Raw genomic sequence first — 16,995 nt, 5'->3', positions numbered from 1 at the left:
CTAGTAGTAGTTCAAAGCATCAAAGGGTGCATGGCTTGTGCCAAAGAAAATCTAGTGTTAATGTAATGTTTAAAGCTTTGCTTCAAAACGTGCTAAGAGTTCTTGCGGAACTCTATTAAAAAAACAAAAAAAGGGATTCCTATGAAAAGCTCTTTGATCGTAGTTGGAAAAGCGCTGCGATACAATCTGCCATTTTTAAACTATATTCATGCAACGATTATCAAACATCTTGATCTTCCTGATCAAACTGTCTATATTGATAAAAATGATAAAGACCTCTTCTTTGTCTTAGAAGAGTCTATCACACATGCTGATGAAATCGTCATTGTCACAGCTAATGATAGTTTTAATCTTGTCAATAAAGTCATTGCAACGCTTGGGGAAGAGTCCCTAGAACTTAAAGGAGGTATGCTCATTCCTTCTAAGACAGTCCATTTTGAAGAAAACAGCTATCTTTTGGAACGCGATAGTAAACTCATAAATGTTATCAAAGCCAGTGAAAATAAAAAGCTTCCTACTGTTTTAATCGAGAATAAAAATAGTTCAGCCCTATTTTCCATTATCAATATTGATGAAGATTCTCTTAAAATCTTACTTGAACCCTTAGCCCAAAATTTTGAGATTCGCATTACTCCCGCAAAAATTATTGATGGCTGGATGACCATCGAAGCAATCTCCAATAAATATGGCAATTTAGAAAGCTTTTTTAAAGCAGCAAAATCGCTTCTTCCTCAAAAAGTAATCAATCACCCTGATGTCATTGAACATATCGCAGAATCACTCCAAGCGCATGGTAAGACACTCAGTATTGCAGAGAGTTGTACAGGAGGGCTTATTGCTTCTATGCTTACCAAACGTTCAGGTGTATCAACTGTTTTCAAAGGGGGTCTTGTAACCTACTCCAATGAAATCAAAGAGTCATGGCTAGGAGTCAGTAACGACACTATCGAACGTTTTGGAGCAGTCAGTGAGCTCTGTGTGCGTGAAATGCTTGAAGGTGTTCTCAATGCTAGCCTTTCTGATTTTGCCATCGCTACCAGTGGTATTGCAGGGCCAACGGGTGGAAGTATTGAAAAACCTGTTGGTACGGTCTATGTAGGTGCTCGCAATAAAGAGGGTAAGATTCTTATCGAAAGACTTCTTTTGGAAGGTGATCGTGAGTATATTCAAACCCAAAGTGCTTACCATGCCTTAAAGTTGCTTTTACATGTAGGCGAAAATATTTTTCTCAAAAGTGAAAAAATGTCTTGACAAATGAACTTTTTTTCTCTATAATTTCAGCCTCATTACGAGAAGAACGTGAATGACTCGTTAGCTCAGTCGGTAGAGCATCTCCCTTTTAAGGAGGTGGTCGATGGTTCGAATCCATCACGGGTCACCATTTTATCTGTGCGACCCCATCGTCTAGTGGTCCAGGATCCCGCCCTTTCACGGCGGTTACAGGGGTTCAAATCCCCTTGGGGTCGCCATTGATATTTCTTCTTTAGTGTTCATAATGGTCGCTTAGCTCAGTTGGTAGAGCGCCACCCTTACAAGGTGGATGTCATAAGTTCGAGTCTTATAGCGACCACCATTTATGCGCGGCGGTAGTTCAGTTGGTTAGAATATCGGCCTGTCACGCCGGGGGTCGCGGGTTCGAGCCCCGTCCGCCGCGCCACTTTTTATTTTCCCTCAGCATTTTCTTATCGTATTATGAAACTGTCTGAGCATGACTCGTTAGCTCAGTCGGTAGAGCATCTCCCTTTTAAGGAGGTGGTCGATGGTTCGAATCCATCACGGGTCACCATTGTCCTAAACAAACACACTTGTGCGACCCCATCGTCTAGTGGTTAGGACACCGCCCTCTCAAGGCGGGAACGGGGGTTCAAGTCCCCCTGGGGTCGCCATTTTCCTCAGCTAAATTCTATTTCCTCTTTGATTAATTCCCTCATTTTCATACAAATCAATTTCACGTTTATATTCTGGATTGGCTTTTTTAAGCTCCTCATCCATAAATGCTATCAATTTTGCATCAGCATTACGATGGCTTGCAATAAGCAAGATAAAATTGAGATAGACTTTAGAGAGTTTTGGTGCTACACCTTTTTCTTTAGTAGGGAAAGGGCACTCTTTGGCTACCTTGAGGATTGCATTGGTAAGATCATTGCGAGAAGAAGTACGTTTGGCAGCAATATCGACTAACTCTTCAATCGCTACTTTTCGAGCTTTATCTTCTTGTTCTTGTGTATGATGCGTCACTTCTACAACAACCGTTTTTTGTAAATTTGCAACAATAATAAAAAGAGTGATTAAAACAATGGCAATAACAGCAACAATCGCTATTATGAGATAATTCTCTTGCATGGAGGAGAGCCTCTTAAATTTTTGCCTATTATAGCACAAACTTAAAAGAGGGATTAATATCCCTCTTTGTATTTATAAGGTTTTAGAGATACTCCGTTTAGGATAAGCCAAAGCAATAACAAGTACAACGATGGCAACGGTATAATAGACAAAAGATGGCACTGGAATTGGGTCACCAGCGGCATAAGAGTGCATACCAGAAAGATAAAAATTAACGCCAAAATAAGTCATAATAATTGAAGCAAAAGCAATCGTTGAAGCAACTGCAAATGCAAAAGGCGTGTTAAATTTTGGAATAAATCTTAAATGTACCACAGCTGCATAAAAAAGAATCGAAACTAAAGCCCACGTCTCTTTTGGATCCCATCCCCAATATCTACCCCACGATTCATTGGCCCAAACCCCTCCTAAGAAGTTACCAATGGTTAAAAGGCTCAGTCCTAGAATCATTGCCATTTCATTAATACGTGTTGCTTCAATAATATTGCGTTCAATTTCGACATTACGTTTGGTTTGCTTTGTGCTTCTTATAATAAATAAGATCAATGTAAAAAAGCCTAGAAGCGCACATAGTCCTAAGAATCCATAACTTGCTGTAATCACCGAAACATGGATATTGAGCCAGTAAGATTTTAGAACAGGTACTAGATTGGTAATTTGTGGATCCATCCAGCTAAGATGTGCTACAAAAAGCGTTACACCTGCAAGGATTGATGTCAGAGAAAGAGAGACAACAGATTGACGAGAAAAGAAAATACCCGCAAGTGCTATGGCCCAAGCAATGTAGATCATTGATTCATAACCATCACTCCAAGGGGCATGCGTTGAGATATACCATCTGAGTCCAAGGCCACCCGTATGAGCTAAAAAAGCAACAAAATTAATGGTCAAAACAATTTTTGTTGCCAATTTGATATTTAAAGATGACTTAACCATTTTCGCAAAAATAAAGCAGAGTAAAACTAAGCCACTGAGAAGATACACAGGGGTTAATCGTGCAAATATTTTCGCATGGTTAAAGAAAATTTCTGCTTTTATACGACTATCGCTCGGGATAATCTCAGAGCCATACTGCTCTTGATACGATTGAAGTTTGTCGATAGCTTTGTTAGCATTTTCCCAATTTCCTTTTTCCAATCCTTCACTGATAGAGTCAAAGTATCCACCAAGAAGCGCTCTAACTTCATCACCTTCTTGTTTGGAAAAGTTCATGACAGCCTCTTGTGGAGCAAACCATTTTTTGCTGATGTCATTTTGCTTAGGAATCATCTTAAACACTTCGCCCGTATAAACCATATAACAAATGTTAACACGCTCATCCACTTTGAGTATATCTTTATCAAATTGATTACGAAGCGCTGGCTTCTTGCGATTAGCTTCTTCAGAATACTTGGTCAATTTATAAGCATGATCACCCTCTTTTTCGAAAAAATCATTAAAAGAGGCATATTTTTGATTTTCAGGAATACCAATAATTTTTTTTAGTTCAGGATGAAATACTTTGATAATAGGTAGACCTTGCCATTCACTCGGAGAACTCATCATGCTCAGGGCAACTTGATTTGCACTTAGCCCTTCATAGGAGGAGCCACCATAAATTTTATTGAGCAGTTCCGTCGAAATTGTATCGATCGGCTTAATTCTTCCATCGACACTTTGGACTAAGACGCGTCCAAACTTATCAGCATGTTTTGCATCGTACTGTTTTAAAAATCCTATATACTCTTCCGTAGTATAGGCGTGTAGTACAGATCCTTGGCTCAAAGCAATGATGGAGACAAGTGCCACCAAGATAGATTTTACCTTAGTCATATCTTTTTGTACCATGCCTGCAAGTTTACGGAAACGACTTTTTGGATTGAGCAAGTTAAAGAAAAGTCCAATCCCTAAAAGAAGGTACCCAAAATAAGTTGGTAACTTTCCAGGATCATTATTTACGGACAAAATTGTTCCTTTTTCATCTTTATCGTACGAACTTTGGAAAAAGCGGAAGCCTCGATAATCCAATACATGATTCATATAGATACGAAAGGGTACATGAACCCCTTTTTCACTGTCAACCACTTCAACCTCACTTGCATAAGACATTGGAGACATTGATCCAGCATAACGATCCAATTGAAATTCATTAAGTTGGATAGCAAAAGGCAGTGTGAAAATTTGTGCACCCCACTCAAAGATGAAAGGAACACCTGAGATCATGATCTTAGTTGGCTCACCTTCACTCCCTTTTCCTTGTCCAAACATAGCAATTTCTTTTGTTTCGCCTTTATATTTTGCATCAACGATAATTGCAGATACTCCACTTGCTTTTATCATAGGATTTTTATCTTCAACAACTTTTTCTTGCCCTTTAAGACCAATATAACGTGGTGCAAAATTCACATTTCCAATGGTATAAAGCTGCCCTGTTACAAAATCTTGCTTATTATCGGCTGCGTATTCCCCACGCTTGTTTTCAGCCATTTTAAACCATGCAATTTTTTCTTTGGAGTAAAAATAAAATTTCCCATCTTCCAATGTAAATTGGATAATGGTCTTCTTGGTTTGAGGAACTTGGGCATTAAAACTAAAAATATATTCACTTGACTCGTAAGTATCGCCCTCTTTTAAAACAACATTGAGACTTTCGCCATACCCACTGAGCATCATTGAAATCATTGGAACACCTTGTGGATCATCAACAACTTTTGCAGTAGCATTGGGTAGATATTGTTTAAATTTCACTTCTGCTTTGTCGCCACCTACATCAAATGAGAATGAAAAGCCATTGCCACCTGCACGAGAAATAAGCTGAGGATGACTATAGCTATAAGTTTTAGTGTCTTTTAAAGCACTAACTTGAATAAAAGTACTACTTGATAAAACTTTATCCTCTTGCATACCATTTCTTACATGTAAAGTTCCCTCAAAGCCATAATAGCGCGTGATCCCAGAACCAATAAGAATAAAAATAAAACTAATATGAAATAAAAATGCAGGTAATTTATCGAGTTTGTAGAGTTTATATCGAATAATATTAGAGATTAAAATAAGTGCTAAAGCAACTTGAATCAGTTCAAACCACCATGCAGTATAGATCAGTGCCCAACTCGTCTCGACACCAAAATCATTTTCAATAAACGTTGCTACACCACAAAAAAGTCCAAAAAGCACCATCAGGATGATAGCCGATTTCATCGAAAAAATCTGCTTCAATACAAAATCCATAAAACTCCCTTGTCTGGAAAAATTAAGTTATGTTACCTTTTTAGAGTAAATAATTTATAAATCATACATGTCCCTTGCACAGCGTTATTTAATTTAGAAAAAACAAAAAAAATACACTTTGATACCCTTTTTTTCATTCTATAAGTAAAATATTGCACTAAAATCATTTGTACTTGTTTGCTCTAATGGGGTGAATTTTTATAGAAGAGTTTAATAGAAATGTAAACCTCCGCTAAGAGAGATTTACATGTAAACAGAAGATGTGAATTTTTTATCCACCGAGATATTTTTTACGAATAGTATCATCACCAATCATTGCAGATGCAACGCCATTCATAACAATTTTACCATTCTCTAAAACATAGGCATAATCTGAAATTTTGAGAGCAGCAAAAGCATTTTGCTCAACTAAAAGAATGGTGATTCCCTCATTACGTAATCGTGTAATGATCTCAAAAACTTCACCAACAATTTTAGGCGCAAGTCCAAGGCTTGGTTCATCAAGCATTAAGAGCTTCGGTTCACCCATTAAGGCACGTGAAATCGCTAACATTTGTTGCTCACCACCGCTCATTGTCCCTGCTAGTTGATAGCGTTTATCTTTGATACGCGGGAAAAGCTCATACATAGCATCTCTAAGATGATCAAAATTTTCATCGTTATTAAATGCCCCCATACGAAGGTTCTCTTCTACTGTCAAATTAATAAAAATCTTTCTTCCCTCTGGAACGAGAGATAAACCATGTTGTACCAGCGTGTGTGTTTTATGGTTATGGGTATCGTAACCTAAGAAATTGATATCCCCCGTTTTTTTAACACTGTTCAACAACGCTTTCAAAGTTGAACTTTTTCCTGCACCATTTGAGCCAATCAAAGAGACAATTTGTCCCTCTTTGACTTCAAAATCAATTCCCTTAACAGCTTCAATGAGTCCATAATAGACATGTAAATTTTTAACACTGATCATTAAGAAAATCTCCTAAATACGCAGATATCACTTCAGGGTCTTGTATCGCATCTGCGGGTTTGCCCTCAAAAATAGTTTTACCATAATCTAAAACTAAAACTTTATCGCACAATTGATTGACAAATTTCATATCATGTTCAATCAAAAGAACCGTCAAATCAAAATCAACTCGAGCCTTTTTAATAATCTCACCCAACTCTTCTGTCTCTGATGGATTCATACCAGCAGCTGGTTCATCAAGCAGTAAAAGATCAGGATTGGTTGCAAGAGCGCGTGCTATTTCAACTTTACGTTGTTGGCCATAGCTCAAATCAACCGCTTTATCATGGGCATAAGAGCTCATGCCAAAGTAGTCTAAAATTTCCATTGAACGTGTTTTAATACGCTTTTCTTCCCCAATAAAACGAGGGAAACGCAAAATCGATTCTAAAAATCCATAACGTGCTTGGAAATCAAAGCCGATTAATATATTATCCAAAACACTCATGCTTGAAAAAAGTCTAATATTTTGGAACGTTCTTGCAATACCTTTTCGTACAATATGGTGAGGTTTTAAACCACTAATGGCTTCATTTCTGAAAATAACCTCTCCTGATGTCGGTGTATAATTACCCGTAATGATATTAAACATCGTGGTTTTACCTGCACCATTGGGTCCAATTAGTCCAAAAATTTCTTTAGGCGCAACGCTAAAACTGGTCTCTTTTATGGCTGTGACACCACCAAAATTTTTAGTGACATTGTCAATTTTCAAGATCATTTGTCACCCTTTTTACGCGGTTTAAAAAAGTCTGTTAGTTCTCGTTTGCCCATAATGCCTTCTCGGGCAAAGAGCATGATCAAAATAAGGCCAAGAGAAAAAACAACCATACGCATACCCGGCATTGCAGGGGCATTGTAACCAAAGAGATGTATTGGCTCATCCAAGAAACGCATCCATTCACTTCCACCCATCACTAAAACAGTACCAATAATTGCTCCTGTCGTACTACCAAGACCACCCAAAACAATAATAATAAGTAACTGGAAAGTAAAGAAAAAGTCAAAAAGATCAGGGGAAATACTTGTTAAGAGTGCGGCTAGAAGTCCACCACCGACTCCTTCAAAGAAGGCACTTGTACAAAACGCCAATGTTTTGGCTTTAAAGGTATTCACACCCATTGCAATGGCAGCATCTTCATCATCACGAACCGCTTTCATTGCACGACCAAATTTAGAATTGATGATATTGAGCACAACAATAACAGCAATCATTGCAATGCCACCGGTCCAGTAAAGATTAGAAAATTCTGGAATGTCATTAAGCCCAAGAGAACCATTCGTCGCTTCAGGTACATTAATCGCTAAAATTTTAATGATAAATCCAAAGCCAAGTGTTACGATTGCAAGGTAATCTCCGCGTACTCTAAACACAGGGAAAGAGAGACATGCTGCCAGTATGGCTGAAAATATACCACCCAACAAAAGTGCTACAACAAAGTTAGCATGCAGTGTTAATATAAATGGATAAGGATCAACAATGGCATATTGATACTGTTTCGACTCAGGGCTTACCAGTAAAAGTGCCGTTACATAGGCTTCGATGGCAACAAAGCCATTAGGCTCAAGAGAAAACTGACCGGTTACACCGTTAATAAGATTGTAGCTCACCGCTAAAATAACAAAAATAGCAATATTATTTAAAATTCTTACGGTATATTCATCAAAATGTGTGTTGGAAAACCAAATAAACCATAGTGTTAATGCAACGATAGTGAGCTTGATCAATAGCTCTTTTTTTAGGATAAGGCTGTTCATATTAAAACCTACTTTTTTCAAAATCAATACCCAAAATTCCTGTGGGTTTAAACAAAAGAATGAGAATTAAAAAGATAAAAGCAAAAGCATCTTTATAACCGCCCAATTCTGGGAAAAAAGCAATAACAACGACTTCTGTAAAGCCAATAATCAATCCACCAAGAACAGCACCACCGACACTTCCAATGCCACCAACAACAGCTGCGGCAAAGGCTTTTAGACCCACAAGGACACCCATCATTGGTTCAACAGAAGGGTAATTAACTGCCCAAAAGATACCCCCAACTGCGGCAAGGGCTGAACCCATACCAAACACCAGCGTAATAATGCGGTTTGCATCAATTCCCATAAGATTGACCGTTCCAACATCAAAAGCTAGCGCACGAATAGCCATACCGTATTTAGTTTTAAAAAGTACCCATAGAATAGCAGCCAATAAGAAAGCAGTAATAATAGGTACTATAATTGCGGAAACGGGCATCGTTAAACCCATAATGTCAACAATTTCTTCAAGGTAAGCAGGCACCGGAAAGGCTCTAGGAACGCCTCCGAAAAAGACGTTAAAAGCATTTTCAAGAAAAAAACTAACACCAATCGCTGTAATTAAAAGTGAGATTTTTGGAGCACTACGCAAAGGTCGGTATGCAATAAAATCACTCGCCATACCTAAAATGGCAGAACCCACAATAGCTAAAAGGACTGCTGCACCAAAAGGAAGACCAAGAATGGCAATGCCAAAATAACCTAAAAATCCACCCACCATCATAATATCGCCATGCGCAAAATTGATAAGTCTTAAGACTCCATATACCATCGTATAACCAATGGCAATGAGCGCGTACATACTGCCAAGGCTGAAGCCATTGACCATCTGTTGCATAAACATTGTTAAATCCAAATAGATTCTCCTAAAATATTTTAGAGCAATTCCCACTTTTATAAGTGGAGATTGCTCTAAAATCTCTCTTTACACTTTTACATGTAAAGAGAGATGAACAATTATGGATTGACGGTTGCTTTATAAACCGCTTTACCATTTTGAACAACTTTGATAACAGCTGAACGTGTAGAGTTACCCGTTTTATCCATGTTGATAACACCCGATACACCTTCAAAGTTAGCTGTAGCTTTGATCTCTTTGTTGACACATACGCTGTCTTCTGGATTTGCACAACGATTCATCGCATCAATCATAACATTATAGGCATCTGCACCAAGAGCAACAAAAGAGTTAACCTCTTGTTTTCCTGTTTTTTGAGCATAGGCTGCAATAAAATCTTTTGAGCGTTGTGTTGGAGGCGCAGCATAGTCAAAGAAGTCTGTAAACATGTAACCCTCAACCGCATCACCGCCTAAGTCAATAAAGGTTTGATTGGCAACACCGTCGCCTGAGAACATTGGTTTAACCAAACCAATTTGTTTTGCTTGACGAGCAATCATAGAAACTTCTGGATGATACATTGGTAAGAACAACATATCAGGATTTGCTGCTTTGATTTGAGAGACAACGGCTTTAAAGTCTTTGTCACCTGAGCTAACTTTAATCTCTTTAATCACTTTGCCACCTGCTTTTGTAAATGCATCCGTAAATGCTTTTGCAAGACCTAGTGAATAAACTTGCGCTTGATCAACGACAACAACCGCAGTTTTGAGTTTAAGATCTTTTGTTGCATAGTTTGCAACAACCGCACCTTGGAATGAGTCAGTAAAACAAACACGATTTGCAAACTCTTTTTGCTCAGTGAGTTTGTCGTTTGTTGCAACAGGAGAGATAACTGGAATCTGTTTTTTCTCAGCGATTGCCATGACTTGTGCCGTGTTTGTACTGGTTAACTCACCAAGAATTCCCACAACTTTGTCAGAACTGATCAGTCTCGTTGCAGCATTGGCTGACTCAACTTTATCACCTTTGGTATCAATAAGCACCAATTTAATGGTATCCCCATTTTTAAGTTTTGGTTGCAAGGAATTTGCAAACTCAATACCTTCATAGGCAGTTTGACCATATGCCGCGAGTGGTCCACTCATAGACATGGCGACACCAACACTGACGTCTTTAGCAAAAGATGATGATGCTAAAAGCGCAACAGATGTAGCGAGTAGAGCTAGTTTTCTCATGAATACTCCTTAGTGTAGTAATGGAAATATAGTACAAAAAAGTTACTTAAGATTGAATGTAAAGTTTGGGAAGAGTTGTATAAAAAATATGCAGATAAGAAATATTAAAAAGAAAGAAAAGCGTTCCACCCCGAGAAAGGGGTGGAAGTAAAAGGCAGAAATTAGAATTTGTAGTTAGCTTTAACCCAAAGATCGTCGCCATCTACATCTTTATCTTGGTGTTCATATTGAGCGCCAAGGCTAAAGCCTTTGAGGGATTCAAATTTGTAAGTACCGTAAACTGCTGTAGAAGAAGCTTTATATTTGTCTGCTGTAGTTGTTTTTGTAGCACCAACAAGACCTGCATCCAAATACCCGTCTGCAACAACGTAGCGTGCACCGATATTTGCAGCTGCTGTTAAATCATAGTTTAAATCAACAAGATATGATGCTGTATCTCTGTTATAGCCGTTCATCGCAATAACTGCGTCAGTATAAAGAAGATCCGCACCATTACCTAAACCAGAAATAACAACACCAGTAGCAACATCATCATTACCTACTTTTGAGTAAGCAACGGTACCATTGATACCTTTAAAGCTTAATCCAGCTTTGACAGCATAGAGGCCGATTGTATCATCAGGTGCAACCAAGCTACTATCTAGCTTATTGTAGTAGTATTGACCACCAAGGGTATAACCAATCTCACCAGCTTTTCCTTCGTACAATGCTTCAGCGTATGCTACTTGAATAATATTATTTACATCTGCATATGCAGCAGTTAATGTTAAACCAGTAACTGATTTATTGATAGCTGCTAATGTATAAGCGCCATCTTCAACATCTACATTATTCCAAGAGTTTGTTGCGAAGCTTTTAGTAAATTCACCAATTTTGCCGTCGCGATTTGTTCTAGATTGAAATTTTTGAACATAACCAGCGATTAAAGTTGTATTTGGAAGATCAGTATTAATAACTGCAGCACCTTCAAATGCTTCTTTAACAATTCTTGAACCAGAACTTGCAACAAGTGGAGTATCTAAGAACATACGACCAACCATTGCAGTTGTTTTACCAATGTTGTATGCTACATATGCTTCTGAAAGAACAGCACCTGGTCCGTACATACTACTATTAAATCTATCTTTCCCACCATCATCAGCAAATGGTGAAGCACTACCTTGGAATGTTAATCCTAATGACAAACCGTATAATGAAGCTGTTTTATAGCCAAGTAGAACACCTGTACTAAAAATATCTTCACTTGATTTACCATTATCATTTGTAAAATAATAAGCTTTAAGCTCACCATTTACTGTTCCATTTTTAAATGCGTCAGCAAGTGTATCTGCTGCGAATGAGCTAGATGCGAGTCCAGCAACAACGATAGCCGCCAAGCTAAGTTTAGCTAATTTCATATTTTCTCCTTGAAAATGTTTGATTACCATTTGGTTACAAGGCGAAGTATACACAAAAAAATAGTAAAATAAAATAAAACGTGTGATGAAAAAATAAGCTTTTTAGAAATTTAAGAGGTAAAAGAAGATTTTAAAAGGGACAGTGGCGAAAATCGCCACTGTTTTATAGATTTAAGAGAGGTACAAATTAGAATTTGTAGTTAGCTCTAAATCTCATTTCATTTGAATCTACATCAGCATTTGCGACTTCTTTTGTAGCATTTTCATACTCAAGAGATAGTGTTAAACCTTTAAGATTTGGGATGTCATATGAAACTTGTCCTTCCCAAAATTTATTTTTTGTTTTAGCAGCTACGCCATTGAATACAGTACCTGTTACAGCGTCTTGATCAACATATACATATTGTCCTAATACCTTAAGACCTACAACACCTACTTTGCTGAAATCATAAGTTGCTTCAACTTTGTATGCATCTGTATTTGCACCTGAAGTAACTTCAGCAGCCTTGATCAGTGGAGCAGTATAAGTTGTTGGGCCATTACCTGCACCCAAGAGAACACTTTGGTCACTTGATACGGTACTATATGCAAAAGATGCACCAAATCCTGCTAGCTCTTTAAAGCCAACACGCGCTTGAAACATATCACCTTCAAGATGTGCAGTATCAAGAACACTCGTTGTTCTTGAACCACGGTAACCAGCATCCAAGATTACTTTCATATTGCTTAAAGGCAATACATAGTTACCCTCACCATAGAAACCATTTGCATCACCAAGTACAGTGCCATCAAGTTTACTAACATCATTAACATATAAATATTGAGCTGTTAATGTTAGGTTTGAAATAGAGTTGTTGATTGCGCCCATTGTGTAGGCTCCATCAAATCCAAAAACATTTGATCCTGCAGTAGTACCTGCGCCATAGAATACTGCTGTTTTTTTGAATTCACCGATATCACTTGCAGTCTTATCTGTTAAAGTTTTATCAATATTTGTTGTTCTGCCTTGGAATTTATCAGCATAACCACCAAATAATGTTGTTGAAGGGATATCTGTGTTAACAATAACTGCACCTTCGAATGCTTCTTTGATCATACGTGAGCCAGAACCATTGACAAGAGGTGTAGCAATATATTGGCGACCAACTTTAGCGGTTGTTTTACCAATTTGGTATTGGATATACGCTTCAGAAAGAACTGCACCTGAACCATACATATCAGAAGTGTACATTGTTTTCTCAGCATTATTTGCAAATGGAGAATAGTTTGACTGCATTGTCAAACCAAGACTTAAACCATACAATGAATCTGTTACATACGTAAGATCAACACCTGTATTGAAAATATTTTCAGTTGCTGTACCATTGTCTCTATTAAAGTACCAAGCTCTTAATTCGCCGTTTACTTTTCCGTTTTTAAATGCATCTGCAAGAGTTGTGCTCTCTGCAAATGAGCTAGATGCTAATCCAGCAACTACGATAGCCGCCAAGCTAAGTTTAGCTAATTTCATATTATCTCCTTGAATTTTTTTAAAGGCGAGACAAGTCTATCACAAAAAATAATAAATTACAATAAATCTTTCAATAAACACCCTACTCATTCGCTTTTTGTTATCAAATTGTTATTAAAAAAAATAACTTTTAAATGCTATGTAAAATATATTTTACTTATCTTGTTATTTGTACTTTTTTAATAAGATCTTCACCAATGACACTGTAAAACTGTGGATAAAGTGCTTCCATTGTTTTTTGCCATACTTCTTTTTGTTCTAAACTCAATGTATAAATTTTAAAATGATTAGACGTTTTGGCATACATTTCTAGCTTTGCCAAGGTCTCTTCATCATCTTGCGCCACAAGTTTGCGCTCATATGCAGTTGCCTCTTTCACGGCTTGCAGTATCATCGGCTTGAGATCGGCTGGAAATTTTCTCCAAAAACTCTCACTCATAATGACAAGATACCCAAGGTAACCATGCGATGACAGCGTCAAGTTCATTTGTACTTCGTAAAAATTCTTTGTGTAAAAGTTAGAAAGTGGATTTTCAGCTCCATCGACACTTCCTTGACGGAGAGCAGAATAGACTAAAGCAAAGGGCAGAATGACAGGAATAGCACCCATGACATTGCATTGAGATTCGAGGACATGAGATTTCATAATTCTTAATTTTTGACCTTGCGCATCATGAGGCATTATAATCGCTTTTTTACTGGAGGAAAAATGTTTGAAACCTGCATCCCAATAATCAATGGCAACAAAACCTTTTGCTGTTACTTTATCTTTGATGATTTGTCCTACTTCTCCATCCAATACGGCATGAACATGGTTTGCATCTCTGAACAAAAATGGCAAATCAAAAAGTTGCATTTCAGGTACCATGCTGGTAAATTTTGAGAGACTTGGCATAGCAATGTGGACGTTACCTAGTTTCAAAGCTTTGATCTCTTCACCATCACCATAAAGCTGTGAATTGGGATAGACAATAACCTCTACCCTACCGTGTGTGAGCTCGCTTACTCTTTTGGCTAAGAAAATAGCACCTTTCCCTTTGGGTGTATTGGGGCTTACAACATGCGTAAGTTTGATTGTATATTCCGCTGAAATAGAAGAGGAGATACACAACGTTATGAGAACTATCACTCTAATAAAGATGAACATGTTGATTCCTTATATAGATTTAGGTGTAAATTTGATTATAGATGAAAAATAATTTTCTTTACATGTAAATCGTCAAAGCTCTATCACTATGCTCTTAAAAGCTTCTTTTTGTAACGCTATTTTAAAGGTTTATTTTTAGAGTTTGTATCCTATCCCTTGAATATTTTTCAATGTCCCCTCTGGCAATTTTTTTCTTAAGTTTTTAATCATCAAACGAAGGGCATTAAGACTCATATATTCACTCTCCCACAAATATTGCTCGATCTCTTCATAGGTAATAATCGAATCTTTTTCTAACAATAACTCAATGAGCTTAGCCTCTTTTTTGGTTAATTCGTAAATCTCATTTTTATGTGTAATCATTTTTTGCATTGAGTCATAGTACCAATCAAGGGCTATCTCTTGGAGGTGCGCTTTGTCTTTAGACTGTAAAAACTTTTCCAGTGCATCAAAAAGTTTCGTCTCTGTAATGGGTTTAACAATATAACGAAGGAGTGAGAGTTCAATGGCCTCCAACATAAAATCAACTTCTGTGTACGCCGTAATAATAATAACATGCGCTTTGCTATCGCTCTCTCGGATCTTTTTTGTCAATTCGATACCACTTAAATGTGGCATTTTAATATCGGTGATAATGAGATCAGGTTTGTGCTGTAAAAAAAGTTTATAGGCTTCTTCTCCGTCATTTGCCAAATAGACCTCTTTAAAAAGAAGACTGAGCAGTTCATTGACATTTTTTCTGACTCCAACTTCATCTTCCGCATACAAAACTCTATAGTGAGCAAGCTTTTTCAGCATCTTTTCATCCATCAAACACCCTTTACATTTCTCCAAAGAATCACTATGATACTTTTTCTTTTTCATTATTATAGCAGTCGCTATGGGAGTTTTTTATGAAAATTATCAAAGAGAGCAATATCTCTACGATCATCATCTTTAGTAACATCTTTATTATTAGCTCTTTAATGCTGTTTAATGGCTATTTTTTTATCACCAAACAGTATGAAATTCTTTCCGCACAAATTGAAGACAGCAAAAAAACGTTTGTTGAGAATAAACGCAATGTTTTAAAACGCGAAGTTGATGCAATCATCGAATTTATAGAGTTCAAAACACAAAGAAAACCATTGACCTCCGCTAAAGAAGAAGAAGCGCTCAAATTAGAGGTCTATGACTGGATACGCCATATTCGTTATGGTGGGGAAGAACATAACTATATTTTTGTCTATCAAGTTGAACAGATAGAAGGTGGTAATAAATTTGCCAAAATGCTCATTAATCCTAATCGTCCCGATATAGAAGGTGAATATATCTCCGATGCCTATACGGATGAAAACGGGAAAGCTTTTCGTAAAATCTTTCTTCAAGATATTCACGAAAAAGGCTACTCTTTTGTCAATTACATGTACAAAAAACCTGAGAGCAATATCATACGTCCAAAAGTATCTTATTTTAAACTCTACCCAAAATGGAACCTCATTATCGCAGCGGGTGCCTATACAGATGATATTGAAAAAGAGATAGGCATTGCTAAAGCTGATTTTCAAAAGAAAATGAAACTTGAAGTGACTTCAGCTATTATTATCTTCTTGCTCTTTGCCCTTATTGCCAATACTTTCGCCGTTATGTTGGGAAAACGCATTGAACGCTTTTTGCAAACCTACCATAAACAAGTTCAGCAAAAAACACTTGAGCTTGAAAATCTTAATCGTACTCTGGAAAGCCGTGTCAGCGAAGAGATTCAAAAAAACAGAGAACAAGAACAGCTTTTGATCCAAAAATCTAAATTTATAGCACTAGGAGAGATGATCAGCAACATCGCTCACCAATGGAGACAACCTCTCTCTCAGCTCTCAGCGCTCTTGATGACACTCAAACTCAAATACAACATGGACAAGCTCGATAAAACCGCCATGGAAATTAAATGTATTGAGGCAGAAAACATCGTCGAATATATGTCACATACCATTGACGACTTTCGTAACTTCTTTATGCCCAATAAAGATAAAAAAACATTTAGCATACAAGTATCTGTTGATGAAGTCTTGAGGATTATTGGTATGTCTATTACAAATCAAGAGATTACTGTCGAAGTTAACATTCCACATGATGAGTATATTGTGGGATACAAAAATGAGTATGAACAAGTTGTTTTAAATTTACTTTCCAATGCGAAAGATGCCATCCTTGCTTCAGGACAACAAGGGGGGAAGATTACTATTAGCTTAGAGAGCGATGAAAATGTGGTACGTTTGATTATCCAAGATAATGGTGGTGGCATTAAAATAAAGCCTATTGAAAAGATTTTTGAACCCTATATTAGTAGTAAAGAACAAAATGAAGGTACAGGCATTGGGCTTTATATGTCAAAACTTATCATCGAAAAAAGTATGAAAGGTAAACTTGAAGTGAAGAATGAAAATGGGGGAGCTATTTTTACGATAGAGTTAGAAAAAGGTTTCAAAGAGGCGCTTGGCGGATCGCCCCTTTGAGTCTCCATAATTCA

The 16,995-nt window shown here is 37.3% G+C and carries 13 protein-coding genes and 6 tRNA genes; 8 read left to right on the top strand and 11 right to left on the bottom strand.

From position 1 onward, the window contains the following. Nucleotides 1-141: 141 nt before the first annotated feature. From FA584_RS02820 to FA584_RS02790, 7 genes are all read left to right on the top strand, one after another. Complete coding sequence (locus FA584_RS02820; RefSeq protein WP_167750152.1) at nt 142-1,251, top strand: CinA family protein; 1,110 nt, start codon at nt 142-144, stop codon at nt 1,249-1,251. Nucleotides 1,252-1,305: 54 nt separating this feature from the next. Beyond that, nucleotides 1,306-1,381: transfer RNA gene (locus FA584_RS02815), tRNA-Lys, on the top strand. A gap of 12 nt (nt 1,382-1,393) precedes the next feature. After that, a tRNA-Glu gene (locus tag FA584_RS02810) sits at nt 1,394-1,469 on the top strand. Nucleotides 1,470-1,497: 28 nt separating this feature from the next. Then, nucleotides 1,498-1,573: transfer RNA gene (locus FA584_RS02805), tRNA-Val, on the top strand. A gap of 7 nt (nt 1,574-1,580) precedes the next feature. Continuing rightward, nucleotides 1,581-1,657, top strand: a tRNA-Asp gene (locus tag FA584_RS02800). 53 nt (nt 1,658-1,710) lie between these two features. Next, nucleotides 1,711-1,786 (top strand) — tRNA-Lys (locus FA584_RS02795). Between the two features lie 25 nt (nt 1,787-1,811). After that, nucleotides 1,812-1,886: transfer RNA gene (locus FA584_RS02790), tRNA-Glu, on the top strand. A gap of 10 nt (nt 1,887-1,896) precedes the next feature. Here the strand turns inward: FA584_RS02790 and FA584_RS02785 are convergent. The 11 genes from FA584_RS02785 to FA584_RS02735 form a co-directional block, all read right to left on the bottom strand. Further along, nucleotides 1,897-2,343 carry a hypothetical protein gene (locus FA584_RS02785; RefSeq protein ID WP_167750151.1) on the bottom strand — a complete coding sequence of 149 codons (447 nt, stop codon included), beginning with the start codon at nt 2,341-2,343 and terminating at the stop codon, nt 1,897-1,899. 72 nt (nt 2,344-2,415) lie between these two features. Next, nucleotides 2,416-5,553 carry a cytochrome c biogenesis protein CcsA gene (ccsA, locus tag FA584_RS02780; protein ID WP_167750150.1) on the bottom strand — a complete coding sequence of 1,046 codons (3,138 nt, stop codon included), beginning with the start codon at nt 5,551-5,553 and terminating at the stop codon, nt 2,416-2,418. 271 nt (nt 5,554-5,824) lie between these two features. Then, nucleotides 5,825-6,520 carry an ABC transporter ATP-binding protein gene (locus tag FA584_RS02775; RefSeq protein ID WP_087437812.1) on the bottom strand — a complete coding sequence of 232 codons (696 nt, stop codon included), beginning with the start codon at nt 6,518-6,520 and terminating at the stop codon, nt 5,825-5,827. Continuing rightward, nucleotides 6,507-7,280, bottom strand: a complete 774-nt coding sequence (locus FA584_RS02770; protein ID WP_087437811.1) for an ABC transporter ATP-binding protein — start codon at nt 7,278-7,280, stop codon at nt 6,507-6,509. Before FA584_RS02770 ends, FA584_RS02775 begins: the two co-directional genes overlap by 14 nt. Further along, nucleotides 7,277-8,317 (bottom strand): branched-chain amino acid ABC transporter permease, encoded by a 1,041-nt coding sequence (locus FA584_RS02765; RefSeq protein WP_167750149.1) that lies wholly within the window; start codon nt 8,315-8,317, stop codon nt 7,277-7,279. Before FA584_RS02765 ends, FA584_RS02770 begins: the two co-directional genes overlap by 4 nt. 1 nt (nt 8,318) lies before the next feature. Next, a complete protein-coding gene (locus FA584_RS02760; protein WP_210394405.1) occupies nt 8,319-9,215 on the bottom strand; it encodes a branched-chain amino acid ABC transporter permease in 897 nt (298 codons plus the stop codon). Between the two features lie 101 nt (nt 9,216-9,316). Continuing rightward, nucleotides 9,317-10,435, bottom strand: coding sequence for an ABC transporter substrate-binding protein (locus tag FA584_RS02755; protein WP_167750148.1), 1,119 nt, complete (start codon nt 10,433-10,435; stop codon nt 9,317-9,319). 161 nt (nt 10,436-10,596) lie between these two features. Continuing rightward, a complete protein-coding gene (locus tag FA584_RS02750; protein ID WP_096045884.1) occupies nt 10,597-11,832 on the bottom strand; it encodes an OprD family outer membrane porin in 1,236 nt (411 codons plus the stop codon). A gap of 187 nt (nt 11,833-12,019) precedes the next feature. Beyond that, a complete protein-coding gene (locus FA584_RS02745; protein ID WP_167750147.1) occupies nt 12,020-13,342 on the bottom strand; it encodes an OprD family outer membrane porin in 1,323 nt (440 codons plus the stop codon). 157 nt (nt 13,343-13,499) lie between these two features. Further along, complete coding sequence (locus FA584_RS02740) at nt 13,500-14,489, bottom strand: DctP family TRAP transporter solute-binding subunit (protein ID WP_167750146.1); 990 nt, start codon at nt 14,487-14,489, stop codon at nt 13,500-13,502. 135 nt (nt 14,490-14,624) lie between these two features. Then, on the bottom strand, nt 14,625-15,299 hold the full coding sequence (locus FA584_RS02735; RefSeq protein ID WP_096045881.1) for a response regulator transcription factor: 675 nt from the start codon (nt 15,297-15,299) through the stop codon (nt 14,625-14,627). 83 nt (nt 15,300-15,382) lie between these two features. Between FA584_RS02735 and FA584_RS02730 the strand changes: the two genes are divergently transcribed. Beyond that, nucleotides 15,383-16,981, top strand: a complete 1,599-nt coding sequence (locus tag FA584_RS02730; RefSeq protein ID WP_167750145.1) for a cache domain-containing protein — start codon at nt 15,383-15,385, stop codon at nt 16,979-16,981. The last annotated feature ends 14 nt before the right edge of the window (nt 16,982-16,995 follow it).

The organism is Sulfurospirillum diekertiae (assembly GCF_011769985.2).
In the GTDB taxonomy this organism is placed as follows: domain Bacteria; phylum Campylobacterota; class Campylobacteria; order Campylobacterales; family Sulfurospirillaceae; genus Sulfurospirillum; species Sulfurospirillum diekertiae.
Note: the sequence above shows the minus strand (reverse complement) of the source record. Positions and strands in the feature narration are given on the sequence as shown.

Coding starts and splice junctions, on each gene's coding strand:
- FA584_RS02820 (WP_167750152.1), top strand. CDS start 142: ATGAAAAGCTCTTTGATCGTAGTTGGAAAAGCGCTGCGATACAATCTG.
- FA584_RS02785 (WP_167750151.1), bottom strand. CDS start 2,343: ATGCAAGAGAATTATCTCATAATAGCGATTGTTGCTGTTATTGCCATT.
- ccsA (WP_167750150.1), bottom strand. CDS start 5,553: ATGGATTTTGTATTGAAGCAGATTTTTTCGATGAAATCGGCTATCATC.
- FA584_RS02775 (WP_087437812.1), bottom strand. CDS start 6,520: ATGATCAGTGTTAAAAATTTACATGTCTATTATGGACTCATTGAAGCT.
- FA584_RS02770 (WP_087437811.1), bottom strand. CDS start 7,280: ATGATCTTGAAAATTGACAATGTCACTAAAAATTTTGGTGGTGTCACA.
- FA584_RS02765 (WP_167750149.1), bottom strand. CDS start 8,317: ATGAACAGCCTTATCCTAAAAAAAGAGCTATTGATCAAGCTCACTATC.
- FA584_RS02755 (WP_167750148.1), bottom strand. CDS start 10,435: ATGAGAAAACTAGCTCTACTCGCTACATCTGTTGCGCTTTTAGCATCA.
- FA584_RS02750 (WP_096045884.1), bottom strand. CDS start 11,832: ATGAAATTAGCTAAACTTAGCTTGGCGGCTATCGTTGTTGCTGGACTC.
- FA584_RS02745 (WP_167750147.1), bottom strand. CDS start 13,342: ATGAAATTAGCTAAACTTAGCTTGGCGGCTATCGTAGTTGCTGGATTA.
- FA584_RS02740 (WP_167750146.1), bottom strand. CDS start 14,489: ATGTTCATCTTTATTAGAGTGATAGTTCTCATAACGTTGTGTATCTCC.
- FA584_RS02735 (WP_096045881.1), bottom strand. CDS start 15,299: ATGGATGAAAAGATGCTGAAAAAGCTTGCTCACTATAGAGTTTTGTAT.
- FA584_RS02730 (WP_167750145.1), top strand. CDS start 15,383: ATGAAAATTATCAAAGAGAGCAATATCTCTACGATCATCATCTTTAGT.